Annotated in this window: 14 protein-coding genes; 6 read left to right on the top strand and 8 right to left on the bottom strand. The window is 68.5% G+C overall.

Annotated elements, in window-relative coordinates:
- Positions 1 to 4 precede the first annotated feature (4 nt).
- On the top strand, positions 5 to 844 hold the full coding sequence (locus AC57BS_RS10720; RefSeq protein ID WP_496411428.1) for a DUF559 domain-containing protein: 840 nt from the start codon (positions 5 to 7) through the stop codon (positions 842 to 844).
- 157 nt (positions 845 to 1,001) lie between these two features.
- Entirely contained in the window at positions 1,002 to 2,030 is a 1,029-nt protein-coding gene (locus AC57BS_RS10715) for an NHL repeat-containing protein (protein WP_496411427.1), read from the top strand.
- Positions 2,031 to 2,055: 25 nt separating this feature from the next.
- Here the strand turns inward: AC57BS_RS10715 and AC57BS_RS10710 are convergent, their stop codons facing one another.
- Positions 2,056 to 2,880 (bottom strand): beta-keto acid cleavage family enzyme, encoded by an 825-nt coding sequence (locus AC57BS_RS10710; RefSeq protein WP_496411426.1) that lies wholly within the window; start codon positions 2,878 to 2,880, stop codon positions 2,056 to 2,058.
- Positions 2,881 to 2,936: 56 nt separating this feature from the next.
- On the opposite strand from AC57BS_RS10710, the gene dtd reads away from it, so the two are divergent.
- The gene (gene dtd, locus AC57BS_RS10705; protein WP_496411425.1) at positions 2,937 to 3,365 is read left to right on the top strand and encodes a D-aminoacyl-tRNA deacylase; all 429 of its coding nucleotides are present in this window, start codon (positions 2,937 to 2,939) and stop codon (positions 3,363 to 3,365) included.
- Positions 3,366 to 3,589: 224 nt separating this feature from the next.
- On the opposite strand, the gene AC57BS_RS10700 is transcribed toward dtd, so the two are convergent.
- Entirely contained in the window at positions 3,590 to 4,753 is a 1,164-nt protein-coding gene (locus tag AC57BS_RS10700) for a glycoside hydrolase family 16 protein (protein WP_496411424.1), read from the bottom strand.
- A 103-nt stretch (positions 4,754 to 4,856) separates the two neighbouring features.
- Between AC57BS_RS10700 and cysD the strand changes: the two genes are divergently transcribed.
- The 3 genes from cysD (at position 4,857) to AC57BS_RS10685 (ending at position 8,295) form a co-directional block, all read left to right on the top strand.
- Positions 4,857 to 5,771 carry a sulfate adenylyltransferase subunit CysD gene (gene cysD / locus AC57BS_RS10695; protein WP_496411423.1) on the top strand — a complete coding sequence of 305 codons (915 nt, stop codon included), beginning with the start codon at positions 4,857 to 4,859 and terminating at the stop codon, positions 5,769 to 5,771.
- On the top strand, positions 5,771 to 7,087 hold the full coding sequence (gene cysN, locus AC57BS_RS10690; protein ID WP_496411422.1) for a sulfate adenylyltransferase subunit CysN: 1,317 nt from the start codon (positions 5,771 to 5,773) through the stop codon (positions 7,085 to 7,087). The genes cysD and cysN overlap by 1 nt, the downstream gene beginning before the upstream one ends.
- 419 nt (positions 7,088 to 7,506) lie before the next feature.
- Positions 7,507 to 8,295, top strand: a complete 789-nt coding sequence (locus tag AC57BS_RS10685; RefSeq protein ID WP_496411421.1) for an FkbM family methyltransferase — start codon at positions 7,507 to 7,509, stop codon at positions 8,293 to 8,295.
- On the opposite strand, the gene AC57BS_RS10680 is transcribed toward AC57BS_RS10685, so the two are convergent.
- The 6 genes from AC57BS_RS10680 to AC57BS_RS10655 are packed head-to-tail and all read right to left on the bottom strand — an operon-like array spanning position 8,256 to position 14,685.
- Positions 8,256 to 9,656 (bottom strand): hypothetical protein, encoded by a 1,401-nt coding sequence (locus AC57BS_RS10680; RefSeq protein ID WP_496411420.1) that lies wholly within the window; start codon positions 9,654 to 9,656, stop codon positions 8,256 to 8,258. The two genes, AC57BS_RS10685 and AC57BS_RS10680, sit on opposite strands and share 40 nt — an antisense overlap.
- A complete protein-coding gene (locus AC57BS_RS10675; RefSeq protein ID WP_496411419.1) occupies positions 9,653 to 10,786 on the bottom strand; it encodes a glycosyltransferase family 4 protein in 1,134 nt (377 codons plus the stop codon). The genes AC57BS_RS10680 and AC57BS_RS10675 overlap by 4 nt, the downstream gene beginning before the upstream one ends.
- Positions 10,783 to 11,781 (bottom strand): glycosyltransferase family 4 protein, encoded by a 999-nt coding sequence (locus AC57BS_RS10670; protein ID WP_496411418.1) that lies wholly within the window; start codon positions 11,779 to 11,781, stop codon positions 10,783 to 10,785. Before AC57BS_RS10670 ends, AC57BS_RS10675 begins: the two co-directional genes overlap by 4 nt.
- Positions 11,778 to 13,013: an oligosaccharide flippase family protein gene (locus AC57BS_RS10665; protein ID WP_496411417.1), complete on the bottom strand. Its 1,236-nt coding sequence runs from the start codon at positions 13,011 to 13,013 to the stop codon at positions 11,778 to 11,780. Before AC57BS_RS10665 ends, AC57BS_RS10670 begins: the two co-directional genes overlap by 4 nt.
- Before the next feature lie 50 nt (positions 13,014 to 13,063).
- On the bottom strand, positions 13,064 to 13,912 hold the full coding sequence (locus AC57BS_RS10660; protein WP_496411416.1) for a LicD family protein: 849 nt from the start codon (positions 13,910 to 13,912) through the stop codon (positions 13,064 to 13,066).
- A complete protein-coding gene (locus AC57BS_RS10655) occupies positions 13,909 to 14,685 on the bottom strand; it encodes a glycosyltransferase (protein WP_496411976.1) in 777 nt (258 codons plus the stop codon). The genes AC57BS_RS10660 and AC57BS_RS10655 overlap by 4 nt, the downstream gene beginning before the upstream one ends.
- Between the last annotated feature and the right edge of the window lie 2 nt (positions 14,686 to 14,687).

Genomic DNA, 14,687 nt, shown 5'->3' with positions numbered 1-14,687 from the left:
GGCCATGGATCCCGTCACCGCCCTGACCCGCCTCGGCGGGATCGGGGCGACCGCGGAGATCCTCACCCTCACCAGCCGCAAGCGCCTGCGGCGGGCCGTCGAGGCCCGGCAGGTCGTACGCGTCTCCCGTGGCCGCTACGCGTTGCCGACGGCCGACGAGGCCCGGGCCGTGGCCCGCGAGGTGGGCGGCCACCTGCGCCTGCTCTCGGCCGCATCGCACTGGGGCTGGGAGACCAAGTGGCCGGCACGCTTCCCGCAGGTCGTCGCGCCGCGCAGGCCCGGCACGCCCGTCCACGCCGAGCTGGCGTACGCCGTGCTGCCGCCGTCCGACCGCGACGGCTGGGCGACCTCGCGGCTGCGTACGGTCCTTGACTGCGCTGCTGAGCTCCCGTTCGACGAGGCAATCGCTGTGGCGGACTCCGCGCTCCGCCACGGCCAGCTGTGCCACGACGACCTCCTCGCCACCATCCGGCCCGACACCCCCGAGCGCATTCGTCGGGTGCTCGAGCACGCCACTCCGCTCGCCGCCAACCCCTTCGAGTCGGTGCTCCGGGCGATCCTGGTCGAGGCGGGGATCGACGTCGTCCCGCAGTGGGCCACGACGGTCGGCGGCGTGACCTACCACCCCGACCTGGCCGACCCGTTCCGCGCGCTCGCCATCGAGGCGAACTCGTGGGCCTTCCACGCCGGCAAGGCGGAGCACGACGCCGACTGCGTGCGCTACAACGCGCTCGTCATCGCCGGCTGGACCGTCCTGCGCTTCACGTGGGAGCAGGTGATGTTCTCGCCGGACGTGGTGGTGCGGACCGTTCGCGCGGCGATGGCCCTGCCGGTCGCCGCCTGAGGGGCCCGAATCCGGCACCGCCGGCGCTGTGACCGGCGTGTCGCGGGAGTCCGTACGGCGTGTCGGCGCGGCAGCGTCGAGAAGCGGCCCCACAGGTGGACCAGACCGCCGGCTAATGCCGTGTGCGTTCGACGACCCGCCGAGGATCATCGAGCGCATGAGGCTCGGCCCACCCGTAGCGACCCTCCTGCTGCTCGCAGGTGCGCTGCTCGGGTGCGCGGAGGACGAACGACCCGAGGAGCCGGCCAGCTCCAGCGAGACCCCCACGCCTGAGGACGACGACTCGCCCAGCCCGACGTACCTCGAGGCGGGCGACCTCCCCGCGACCTTGTCGCTGAAGGAGGTCGGGGCGCGCACGCTGCCGGCTCGCCCGTTCGCCGACTTCGCCGTGACCGCGGGTGACGGGGTCTGGCTGTCGGGCGTCGCTCCGGGGGCCGTGCGCTACGCCGCGAGCGGTGCGATCACCGCGCGGGCCAGGATCCCGGGCGACGTCGTGCAGGCGTTGGCTGCCACGCCGGAGTCCGTGTGGGTGCCCAGCCTCAACCCGAGCGCCCTCTTCCGCCTCGACGCGACCACCGGCGCCGTGCTCGACCGGGTACGACTGCCTGCCAGCCCGGTGGCCGAGGCGGTCGTGGGTGCCGCCGACGGCCGGGCGTACGTGCTCGTCGAACCGTCCGAGCCGCGGATCGCCGTGGTGGAGGGCAGTGCGGTCGTCGAGGAGATCGAGGCACCCGAGGGGGCGGTGGCGGTGCGGGCCGGCTTCGGCTCCCTGTGGGTGCCGACCAACGAGGGCACGGTCGAGAGGTACGACCTCGGCTCGGGTTCGTGGACGAGCGTGCCCGTCGGGCCGAGGCCGCGGTTCCTCGACGTCGGCTTCGGAGCGGTGTGGGTGATGAACCAGGGCGACGGCTCCGTCTCCCGCATCGACCCGCGCTCCGGCGAGTCCGAGCAGCTCGCGATGACCGGCCTGGCCATCGGCGGCGGAGACCTCACGGTCGGAGGCGGCGCCGTGTGGCTTCGTACGGACTCCGTCGTCGTCCGGATCGATCCGCGCACGCGGCGTGCCACGCACGTGATCGGGCCGCCTCCGGGCAGCGCGAGCGCGGCCGCGACGGACGACTTCCTGTTGATCTCCAACCACGACCACAACGCGGTCCACGTGGTGGAGCTGCCGCTCCCGCGGTGACCCGGGCCAGGACCCGGGCCAGGACTCAGCCCAGCCCGAGCAGCTCCCGGCACCCCGCGGGCGTCATCGGCTCCCGCTGCGCGATCCGGCCGAGGTCGACCGCGCGCTCGACGAGCTGGGCGTTGGACTCGACCGGTACGCCGCGGCTGATGGTGAGGACGTCCTCCATCCCGACGCGCAGGTGGCCGCCCATCGAGAGCGAGGCCATCGCGACGGCGAGGGTCGAGCGGCCGATGCCGGTGGCGGACCACGAGGTGACCTCGGGCGGCAGTGCGGTGACCCCCGCGACGAGCGCGGGCGCGGTGCCGGGCATGCCGCCGGGCACGCCCATCACGAAGTCGACGTGCACCTTGCCGCTGTCCGGGATGCCGTACTGGCGCAGCAGCCGGTCCAGCGCGTGCACCTGGCCGAGGTCGAACAGCTCGAACTCGGGGGCGACGCCCCGCGAGAGGGCCAGCTGGTAGAGGTCCTTCACGAACGGCCACGGGTTGAGGAAGACGTCGTCGCCGAAGTTCGTGGTGCCCATCGTCAGCGAGCACGAGTCGGGCTCGGCGTCGAGGACCTTGAGCCGCTCCTCGAGGGGGTCGTGCACCGAGCCGCCCGTGGAGAGCTGGACGACGAGGGACGACGACTCGCGCACGGCGGCGACCCACTCGCGCAGCAGCGCCTGGTCGAGCGTCGGCTGGTGCGAGGTGTCGCGCACGTGGATGTGGATCATGGCGGCGCCGGCCGCCTCGCACTCGGCGGCCGTGCGCGCGATCTCCTCCGGGGTGGTGGGGAGCTGCGGGCAGTCGGCCTTGGCGGTCTCGGCCCCGGTGGGGGCGACCGTGATCAGCAACGCGTCAGACATGTATTTCCTCGGTGGTCGAGTAGCGAGCGAAGCGAGCGTATCGAGACCATGTCCTCATGCGTGCGGTCATCCAGCGGGTCCTCTCCGCCAACGTCCGGGTCGACGGCGAGGTGGTCGGCGAGCTCGACCGCCCCGGCCTCCTGGTCTACCTCGGCGTCACCCACGACGACGGACCGGCCGAGGTCGCGTGGACGGCGCGCAAGGTGTGGGACCTGCGCCTGCTGCGCGAGGAGCGGAGCGCGAGCGACGTCGGCGCGCCGGTGCTCGTGGTCAGCCAGTTCACCCTCTACGGCGACGCGCGCAAGGGCCGCCGCCCCACCTGGCAGGCGGCCGCGCCCGGACCCGTGAGCGAGCCGGCGTACGACGCGGTGTGCGCCGAGCTCGAACGCCTCGGCGCACACGTGGAGCGGGGCCGCTTCGGTGCCGACATGCGGGTGGAGAGCGTCAACGACGGCCCGATCACCCTCGTCCTCGACTCCCCCTGACCTCTTGGGGTCCCCTCGGTGCTTGAGGTGCGAGCGGAGCGAGCCTCGAAACCACCCCGCTCGGCAACGATTCCTTCAACTTTTGATCAAGCCGCCCCCACGATGTCCCCGACCGACCGATCATCGTCGCCGTGACGAACGTGACGCGCCGCCTGTGGCGCAGGACCCGGTGCCGGCTCAAGCACGGGCAGGCCTGCCCGCACATCTCGCGCTACCACCGCTGACTAGCGCGGCCCGGTCTCCCACACCCGCGCCCAGTCGACCTCCATGGTCTCGGGCAGCTCGCCGTTGAAGCGCGGCAGCTCGTAGTCCGACGACAGCAGCGACAGGATCAGGAACTCCGGCTGCCCGGACGTCGGGCCCTCGAGGCGCTGGGTGACCTGGCCGTCGATGCGGAAGACGTACTCCTCGGGCGTCCACTCGACGGAGAACACGTGGTACTTCTCGGACCAGTCGTCGCCGTACTGCTCGGCGTCGGGCAGCCAGCCGCCGACCGTCTGCTTCTTGCCGGCCTTGTCGAGGAAGTAGGTGAAGCTGGTCAGGCCACCCTCGGGGTGGTCGTCGCCGAAGTACTCGATGACGTCGATCTCGGCGCCGCCCTTCTCGGGGCCGCCGACCTTCTGGCCCCCGACGGCCTGCAGCCAGAAGGCCGCGTGCTGCCCGCGCGCGGACTGCGTACGGATCCGAGCGGCGGCGAAGCCGTAGGTGAACGAGTGGCTGAACTCGGTGCCGACGTGGCCGTTGACGCGGAAGGGGAACTTCTTGCGGCGACCGGGCAGCTGGCACTCGTCGCCCTTGCGGTCGGGGGCCTCCATGACGCTGAGCTCGAGCACGCCGTCGGTGACCTCGGCGGCCTCGGCGCCGGCGCGCGAGCAGGTGCGTACGCCGGTGTAGCCCTGGTCGCGGGTCAGCCAGGTGGCGCCCTCCTCGTCGACCGAGTCCTCGTCGAAGTCGTCGGTGAAGGTCGCCGCGGGCGCGTCGTCGGTCGAGACCTCGGCGCCGATCGCGTCGCCGCCGTCGCCGACCACCACGTGGAGGTCGCCGTCCGAGCGGCTGGTGAGGGAGACGCGGCCGTCGCCGTCGGTCTCCTGCTCGTCGACCTCGTCCCAGCCGTCCTCCGTGCGCGCGACGAGGGTGACAGCCGTGCCCTTATCGACGTCGTCGATGGTGGCGTCCACGACCCAGGCGGCGTCGGCGGCGGCCTCGGGGTCCTCGCCATTGGCGGCGAGCTGGGGCAGGACGGTGGCGTCGACCGCGTCGCTCTGCTCGTACGACGGGGGGTTGGCGTCGCCTCCGTCGGCGGCGGAGCAACCCGTGGCCAGGAGGGCCACGGTGAGTACGCCGGCGAGCAGGTGGTGGCGGGGCGCGAGTCGGGGGGTACGGCTCATTCTGACGAGTCTGACCGACCACGCCCAGCAGTGCGAATTCACCGTGGCGTGCGTCGTCGCTACGATGAACGCTGCTGTCCCTAGGAGAGGTCCTCGCCACGCCATGACCAACACCCACGTCGACTACCAGCTGAGTCAGCTGGACCAGCTCGAGGCCGAGTCGATCCACATCTTCCGTGAGGTCGCCGCCGAGTTCGAGAAGCCGGTCCTCATGTTCTCCGGCGGCAAGGACTCGATCGTCATGCTCCGCCTCGCGGAGAAGGCGTTCTTCCCGGCCAAGCTGCCGTTCCCGCTGCTGCAGGTCGACACCGGCCTCGACTTCGACGAGGTGCTCACCACGCGCGACTCGTGGGTCGAGCGCCTCGGCGCCCGGATGATCGTCGCCACGATCGACGAGGCGATCGCCGCGGGTCACGTCGTCGACGACGGCAAGACGAGCCGCAACCGGATGCAGATCGGCACGCTGCTCGGCGCCATCGAGGAGAACGGCTTCACCGCCGCCTTCGGTGGCGGTCGCCGCGACGAGGAGAAAGCTCGCGCCAAGGAGCGCGTCTACTCCCACCGCGACGACTTCGGCCAGTGGGACCCCAAGATGCAGCGCCCCGAGCTGTGGAGCCTCTACAACGGCCGCATCCACGCCGGTGAGCACATGCGGATCTTCCCGCTGTCGAACTGGACCGAGCTCGACATCTGGAGCTACATCCACCGCGAGCAGATCGAGATCCCCTCCATCTACTTCGCCCACGAGCGCGAGGTCATCGAGCGCGACGGCATGCTGCTGTCGGTCGGCCCGGAGATCCAGCCCAAGGGCGGCGAGAAGGTCGAGACCAGGATGGTCCGCTTCCGCACCGTCGGCGACCGCACCCAGACCGGCTGCGTGGAGTCCGAGGCCAAGGACACCGCCGCCATCATCGAGGAGATCGCCGTCGCCCGCGTGACCGAGCGCGGCGCCACCCGAGGAGACGACCGGTTCTCCGAGGCAGCCATGGAAGACCGCAAGAAGGAGGGCTACTTCTGATGGCCACGCCGGACAAGACCGAGAAGACCACGGTCGGCGAGGAAGCTGCCGCCGTCACCGAGAACGCCGACCTGCTCCGCTTCGCGACCGCCGGCTCGGTCGACGACGGCAAGTCCACCCTCATCGGGCGCCTGCTCCTCGACTCGAAGTCGATCTTCGAGGACCAGCTCGAGGCGGTGGAGTCGACCTCGCAGTCCAAGGGCTACGACTACACCGACCTGGCGCTGCTGACCGACGGCCTGCGCTCCGAGCGCGAGCAGGGCATCACCATCGACGTGGCCTACCGCTACTTCGCGACGCCCAACCGCAAGTTCATCATCGCCGACACCCCGGGGCACATCCAGTACACCCGCAACATGGTGACCGGCGCCTCGACCGCCGACCTGGGCCTGGTCCTCGTCGACGCGCGCCAGGGCCTCACCGAGCAGTCTCGCCGCCACGCGGTCCTGCTCTCGCTGCTGCGGGTCCCGCACCTCGTGCTCGCGATCAACAAGATGGACCTCGTCGACTGGTCGGAGGAGGTCTACGAGAAGATCCACCGCGAGTTCACGACCTTCGCGACGAAGCTCAACATCCCCGACCTCGAGGTCATCCCGATCTCGGCGCTGCAGGGCGACAACGTCGTCAACCGCTCGGAGAACACCCCGTGGTACTCCGGGCCGACGCTCATGCACCACCTCGAGCACGTCCACGTCGCCTCCGACCGCGACCTCGTGGACACCCGCTTCCCGGTGCAGTACGTCATCCGCCCCAAGTCCGACCAGTACCACGACTTCCGCGGGTACGCCGGCCAGGTGGCCGGTGGCGTGCTCAAGAAGGGCGACGAGGTCGTCGTGCTGCCCAGCGGCATGACCTCGACCATCTCGCGGGTGGAGCTCTTCGACCAGGAGATCGCCGAGGCGTTCCCGCCCATGTCGGTGACGATCCACCTCGAGGACGACGTCGACGTCTCGCGCGGCGACATGATCGCCCGCCCCAAGAACGCGCCCAAGCCCAGCCAGGACATCGACGCGATGGTCTGCTGGATGACCAACGAGCCCCTCAAGCCGCGGCAGAAGCTCGCCATCAAGCACACCACCCGCACCGGGCGCGCGATGGTCAAGGACATCCAGTACCGCCTCGACGTCAACTCGCTGCACCGCGACCAGGAGGCCGGCGAGCTCGGGCTCAACGAGATCGGCCGCGTCCAGCTGCGCACCACGGTGCCGCTGCTGTGCGACCCGTACTCGAAGAACCGCACCACAGGCTCGTTCATCCTGATCGACGAGGCGACCGGCGTCACCGTCGGCGCGGGCATGATCAACAGCGGCAGCTGACAAACTCACTCGCATACACAGTCGGCGGCGGCCCTTGTTCTACGAGCGGCCGTCGCTGCCATTCGCCGCATCGAATCCCCGAGCTCGTCTCGCCTGAACTGAGGCCTTCAGGTTGCCGTGGGTGGACGGACCCGTGGTCCGGCGAGGATGGGTCCCCTCGCCTGCCGCGAACCACAATCGGTGCTCCGCTCATCCGATCGCGTCACGACTTTGGGCAGCGCCCTCGGAGCATCTTGCCTCGAAGCAGGCATCCGTCTGACTGCCATCACGTGCCCCTGTTGTGCGACCTCTACTCTAGGAACCGCACCACGGGCATCTCTCATCCTGAATGGCGAGGCCACCGGCATCGTCCGTCGGCGCACGCATGATCAAAAGCGACAGCTTACTGTCGTTCGACAATTCGTAGAAGCGGGGAAATCATGACGAACGGTGGGCTCGGCCGCCGGCTGCGCTCGCGTCGACCGACGGCGCGGCTGCTCACGGAGTATTGGGGACGCAAGCTGCCCCAGATCGAAGCCAACGCCGACCTCAGGGCATGTCTCCAGTACGCCACCCGGGGCTCGGTCGCGATCGATGTGGGCGCCAGCGTCGGCAACTACGCGGCAGCGATCTCCCGACGCGTCGGGCCGACAGGCCAGGTACTGGCACTCGAGCCCAATCCCGACGTGTATGCCGAGCTGGTGCGCAGCATCTGGGGCACGAACGTCGTAGCGCTCAATCTCGCAGCCTCGGTGGAGGCGGGGGTCGCCACACTGGCGGTCCCCACCTCGGGCGCGAACCACCATGCGCCCCTCGGCACACTGCAGCCGCTCACGGGCGAGGCGGCGACGTACTCCGTCCGCTGCGTCCCGCTGGATCACCTGGTGGAGCAGCACCGCCCGGTGTCGCTCATCAAGATCGATGTCGAGGGACATGAGCGTGCCGTGGTGGCTGGCGCACGCGAGACGATCGAGCGGCACGCTCCGGCGCTGGTCGTCGAGATCGAGGCTCGACACACCTCACCCGAGATGGTCGTCCGGACGGTCGCGGAGCTCATCGACCTGGGATACACGTGCACGCCACTGAGTGGGTTCGGGACCATGCGGTGGGAGGACTTCGATGTCGGTGCGAACCAGTTGCGCCACCTGACTACCGACGGGGCCACGATCCTGGCGGGACACGAGCAGAACTACGTCAACAACTTCCTCTTCACGCCGAAGCGATCCTGACCGTCACTTGGTCCAGCGGCCCGGCCGATCCACGACACCGCCAGCACTGGCAGTACGAAGTAGTAGGTCACCTGCGCGAGGACCAAGAGCGAAACGATCATCGATTGTGCGAGCCACAGCGCGAAGAAAGCGGCTAGGTAGACGCCCATGACGTGCCCACTCGTACGCATCACCTCGTCGCACCACTTGAGGAGCAGGCCGACAACCAGTGCAACTGCCAGAGTCAGCCACAGACCGCCGGACAGGAAAGCCTCGAGCCACAGGGGCACGATCTGATCGCTTGCCTGTCCGCGGCCGAGCTGCTGGTTGAAGAGGCGAGTTCCAGTGATTGATCGATACTGGTCCCCGACAGCAGGAATCGGCGCAAGCGCAGACGCCACGAACGACTTCCCGCTGAACGCAGCTACATAGGGGCTGTCGAGGCTGCTCCCAGTCAGGTAGGGAGATTGCCCGTACACCTGAAGACTTGTGGACGCCAGCTCTAACGCCGACTGCCGCTGCACGTTGGCGCCGTACTCCTCACGAAGGTTCTCGATACGCACCAGACCGATCACCACGAAGAAGGCAACCGCGACCGTCACGAGGATTAGACCAACCCGCACAACACGCCGGATTCGACCGGCACGCACCAACACGATCAGCATCGCTGCAACCGGCACCACGAAGATGGCGCGGTTCAACGAGTAGCTCGCCAGACCGATCAGTGATCCGGGCACGAGGACGACACTCGCGAGGAGTCGCGGACCGACCCGCATCTGGGCGAGGGCAAGGAACGTGCCGACGGCCAACAGCGGGGTGACCAAGGTGCTGGCCAAACCGATGAGCGAGCTCGCATGCTCCACGCCGATGACGACCCGAACGAGGAGGCCGCCCGCCCCCAGGCAGATCAGCCCGAACGCGTAACGTCGGCTCGGCCAGTCAATCGACGGGTGCTCCTTCACGGGCGAGCGCCACAAGGTCCACCCGACCATTGCTCCCGCGAAGAACACGAGCGCGATTGCCTGAACGTGGATTGCGGCCTGAGCGGAAGCGGCCGACCGGATGCCCACCCTGGGTGGTCCGGCGATGACGTTGATGATCGGAATGACGGCACCGAAGAGCAGACCTACGGCAAGGAAGGGGTCAAGGGCGTTGATTCCCGGGGCCCTGTGTCGCAACGGAACAACCCCCAGTGCAATCAACAGCATGAAGCCGGCGGACAACGCCAGAAGTGGGGCGTCCGGCTGCGTGCTCAGAACGCTTCCCGCAAGCGCGACTGCCCCGAGGACGACCAACGCGGCGCGTACGAGCCGTCGACTGGACAGGAGAGCGTCAGGCCGCGTGCTCGCCTCGATGCGGTCGGTCGCCTGCGCGACCGTCATGACAGTTCCAGCGAGGCCGCGTACACCTCGTGGGTTCTGCGGGCGACCTCGCCCCACGAGAATCGAAGCGCGTGAGCGCGTGCTCGCGCGGTCCAGTCCTGGCCCGATGCTTGGCCGTCCAACACCTCACCCACGGAGCGATGGAAGGCCGATCCATCCTCAGCTTGAAAGACGACACCGGCGCTTCCGACTGCCTCCGGTATCCCGCCAAGGTCGCTGGCAACGACAGGTGTGCCGCACGACAGAGCCTCCAACGCGGCCATCCCGAACATCTCGTCCGCACGGGTCGGAAGCACAACCACATCTGCTGCCGCCAGCAGTCCCGCCAAGTAGTCTTCGTGCACGGCGCCAGTCACGACGACTCCAGCCCCTGCAAGGTCGTCCATGAGCGTCGAGCGGGTGCCCGTCTCAGCACTGAACTGCTCCGGTGGGCCAGCGGCCACCACGACGGTGTCAGGATGCGAGAGACGCAGCCGCTCCGCGAGTGGTTTGAGGAGGTCTGACCCTTTCTGGTGGCACACCCGACCGAGGTAGACGACGAGTCGTCGGTCACGGGGCAGCGCGAGCGCCGAGCGGGCGGCATCGGCCGCTGCCGGGTCGCTGTCGAACTGCGACGGGTCGACACCGTTCGGTACGACCTCGAGGGGGGTCGTGAGCGCGGGGTAGTAGGCAGTCAGACCATCCCGACAGAACTGCGAGACCGGCATGATCCTGGCGTAGCGGTTCAGAGACTTGGTGTAGTAACGGTGGCCCCACTGCTTGTCGGTCAGGCGGTACCGATAGAAGTCGACGGTCTGCACCGCAACTCCGGCCAGGCCGCCCAGCCAGCGGTGGGCGTCGGGGACCCCATGCGCGTGCAGGACGTCGAAGTGTTCGCCAGCAAGGACGCGGCGCGACTGCATGAGGAACTCGTAGTCCCGGAGTGGACGCTTGGTCCTCAGCGCGACATCGACGCGCCTCCAGTCGGACTCCTCGCCGGCCGGCTCTCCCGCTGCCGATGGTGACAGGACGGTCACGTCGTGGCCATCGGCCGCCTGGATGCGGGCCAGTCCGACAATGCGCCGTTGGACAGCGCCGCCGTGTGACGAGAGGACCGGAACCTCGGACGGTCCGATGTGCAGGATCTTCACTGGGTGCCCTCCAAGACATGGTGGTACAGGTCGACGTGACGGTCGACCATCGATGAGACGGAGAATTCTGCGACCAGCTCTCCGGCCCTGCGCGACGCTCGGGCGGCCAAGTCGGCGTACTGGTCGATCAGTTGCGGGATGACCCGGGACACCTCGTCGACACCGTCTGGCGGCACGAGTATCCCGGCATCCTTCACCTGCGACGCGATGCCACCGACACTGCTCGCGACGACGGGCAGGCCGGTCGACAAACCTTCGGTCACTACGCTCGGCAGTGCCTCGGAGCGAGAGGGCAGGAGCAGGACGTGTGCCCGGCGATACGCGTCGAACAGCTCGGCGCTCCGCAGCTGGCCGAGGAACGTCATGCGGTGTAGCACCCCGCTTCGGAAGGCAGCATCTCGCAGGTCGGCAAGGAGGTGATCGTTGTGGTACGCGAGCTCCACGTGCAGGCGCGGCTCGTCTCGCATTGCAGCGATGATGCGGTCGATCTGCTTGACGGCGATGAGCTGTCCGACGAATAGGCCGCGCAGGACCTCGTCCGGCGCGAGCTCTCGTTGGCGGGGGTCTGCGTCTGCGAGGTCCATCCCGTTCGGAATGACGACCAAACGTCCTTCTAACTCGGGCTTGGTGTGCACGCGTTGAAGACGCTCGTCTTCGCTCAGGCACACGCCCGCACGCATGCGGCTCAGGACGACCTTCTCGCCGAGCACCTCGAGCCGGCGAGAAGGGCGCGCGGTCGCGTGGGCGGTGAAGACCATTGGGGCCGACGCAGGAGACAGCGCGGACACGACCGCAGCCTTGGAGAGGTGGTGGACGTGGACGATGTCACTGTCAGCCGACCGCGCGACGGCGGAGAGGTCCTCCAGCGGCACTGTCGTCACCTCGACGCCCCGCGCTCGCAGTCCGTCCGCGAGCACCATCTCCGGAGCCGGCTGGCGCATCTTTCGGACGTCCGGCGGCAGCCGGAACACCCCTCCCGCAATCAAGACCTTCATCGCAGTGCCTCTTCTGTGTTCGGCCGACTTCCGATGATCAGGACTCCGATGGACAGGGCATATGCAACGACGTGGGCAAGAGCGAGCCCGACAACGCCGAGTCCGCCCACAAGCACTGCGGCGAACACGACGAGGGCTACTGCGAGCATGACGTCGCTCCCGATCCACACGCCCATGAACCCTCGAGCGATGACCACGCTTCCATACACGTTGTTGAGCGAGATGAGGACCGCTAGCAAACCCATGAGGGCAAGTGCCAGGGCATTGCCCTCGTAGTCCTCGTCGAGGCGGGGTGCGAACCAGATGCTTGCGGTCGTGACAGCAAGGGCGGTCACCGTCGCGATGCCTGCTGTGAGCGCGACGTAGGACAGCGACACGGCACGAGAATCTTCGCGAGAGGAGGCCCCCATCCGGGTGAGCCGGGGCAGCACCACCGTCGCCAGTGCGTTGGGGACGAACGTGACTGCGAGCATCAGCCGCGTCGCCAGCAGGAACAGTCCTGCCGCCGCGAGCCCGTCGGGGGTCCGGCTGAGCAGGACCTGGCCGATCCACATGCTCGTCTGGATCGCCAGCCCGACAGCACCTGCCGCGAAGCCGACCTTAAGCAGCCGAGCTCCGGCCGCCCACGACCTGCGTGAAGAAGGCACGAGAACCGACCGTCGACGCAACCAGATGTAGGCGAGCCCGGCGGACACCACCTCTGCCGACCCGGTGGCTGCGGCAGCGACCTGAGCAGTCGGGGCAGTCAAGCAAGCAACAGTGACGGCGACCGCCACCATCACACCTCGAGCAGAGGTCAGCAGGGCAGAGCCTCGATACTCCTGCAGCCCGACGAGCACGGCGACGAACAGGGGATTGCACCCCATGCCGACGACCCAGATCCCGACCGCGAGGACGGACAAACGATCGTCGGCACCCGGTAGCGTCACGACTCCCGAGCCGGGCCAGCACAGCAGCACCGTCGCCAGCCCAAGCGTCGACAGAGTCGCTGCGGCGACGTGCACGGCACCGGTCGGCACTGTCCCGGGGTCTGCCGCACCCGAGGCCTTGGCCACGCTCCGCGTCAGGGGCGCGGCGAAGCCCATCCCGCCCAGGCTGGCGATCACGGTCGTCGCTGCGAGCAGGAGTGCGTAGCGTCCGAAGTCCGTGGCCCCCAGCAGCGACGCCGCAGCGAGCGAGCTCACTAGGCCGGCGGCGCGAGCACCGAGCGAGCCCAGCGCCACTGAACCCACGCCTGACCTGACGCCTGGGGCACGAGTGGTGAGGGTGCCGGACGAGCGCGTCATCGCGCCCCCCGCGACTCGTCGGTCCAAACCAGGAAGTCACCGTGACCCGAGTCCGACACGTCGGCGAGCGGCGTCATGAAGTCTTGTCCGAACGTCAGGACCAGGAAGTCATCGAGCATGTTCGGCACCCGCGCCGCCATTCCGTGGAACTCCGAGCGCTTCGCTGGCCAGATGTGGTCCGCCGGATAGAAGACCCGACCGTTGACGCCTCCGATCCCGATCCCGCGCAAGCTGGATGTTCGCCTCGTGCTGCGATTCCACAGGTGTTGCTCGACACGCGCTAGAACCCGGCGGGGAACGGTCGCGGCCGCCAAGTGACGGAGGCGACGAGCAAAGCCGACAGGCTGGCGGGACGTCGCGAGGGCCCAACCCCACGGCCGCACGTAGACCACCCACCCCAGGGCCCGCTCGAGCTGTCGCACCCAACGCTTGGTGGAGGCGCGGTAGAAGCAGAAGATGTCGATGAACGCTCCGCCGTTGGAAGGCGGGACGAAGTTGTGCGCCTCTCCGAACGGTCGCTCAAGGCGCGTCGCGGGGAGGTAGAACTTGGCGTCGCTGCCGATGACCGGGTCCGTCGCTCGAGTATCGACAGGGTAGTCCGGCAACGGTGCTCGACAGAAGGCCAGGAAGTCCTCGCGTTCCATGCACACGTCGATGTCGTCGTCCCATGGGATGGGACCACTGTGACGCCGCGCCCCGAGAGCCGATCCTGCTATGAGGACGTACGAGATGTCAGTGGCGCGAGCGTGTCGTTCGAGCGCTTCCAGCCCATCGACGAGCACACGCCGAACGTCCTCCGAGGTGGCCGGACGCCAGTGCCCTCGCTTGGTCTGCGGATCATTCATGACGACGCTCCACTGGACGCGGTCCTACGAAGGTGCTGGACAAAGGGGTGCTGAGCGACCGCCCAATGCAGGTGCTGAGCCAGAGTGGCAAGCCGCGGTCGCCCCAAGGTGCGCCCCAACGCTGCCTGGGACCGGCCTACCATCCGAACCGACCGCCACGGGACCGCACGGCGACTGACTTGAGCCGATGAGATCCTGTAGTCGATGCCGACAGTGGCGAGGTTGCGAACCTCGCCGATCGCCGCCAGGCGCAACCAGAGGTCATAGTCCTCACGCAGGTCGCACGCCACGTCGTATCCGCCGACGTTGCGCACCGCGGACCTGCGGTACATCACGGCCGGGTGTATGAACTGGTTGCGGGACAAGAGCTGTGCCGCTTCGTCTTTGGTGACCACGTCGCGTCGACCGATCACGGCCCCCGACTCGTCGATCAACCGTGCAGCCATTCCGGTCAACACCAGCGTGGGCGCGCGATCCATGAGTTCCGACTGAGTGGCGAGACGATCCGGGTGGGCGATGTCGTCGGCATCGAGTCGAGCCACCAGTTCCGTGCGCGTGGCGTCGAGGCCGCAGTTGAGGGCGTACGACAACCCGCGCCGATCCATGATCGGCACGAGGATGAGACGGTCGCCTGGGATCAGGGCCGTCGCAAGGTCTCTGACCACCGGGTCATCACCGTCGTTGATAAGCACCAAGGTCCAATCCTCGTGGGTCTGAGCGAGGACACTTTCGAGAGCCTCGCGCAGGTGTGGTGCCGGTGCGGCGACAGGCATCA

The sequence above is a fragment of the Nocardioides sp. BGA-UO-ETr-FS32 genome (genome assembly GCF_059567905.1).
Note: the sequence above shows the minus strand (reverse complement) of the source record. Positions and strands in the feature narration are given on the sequence as shown.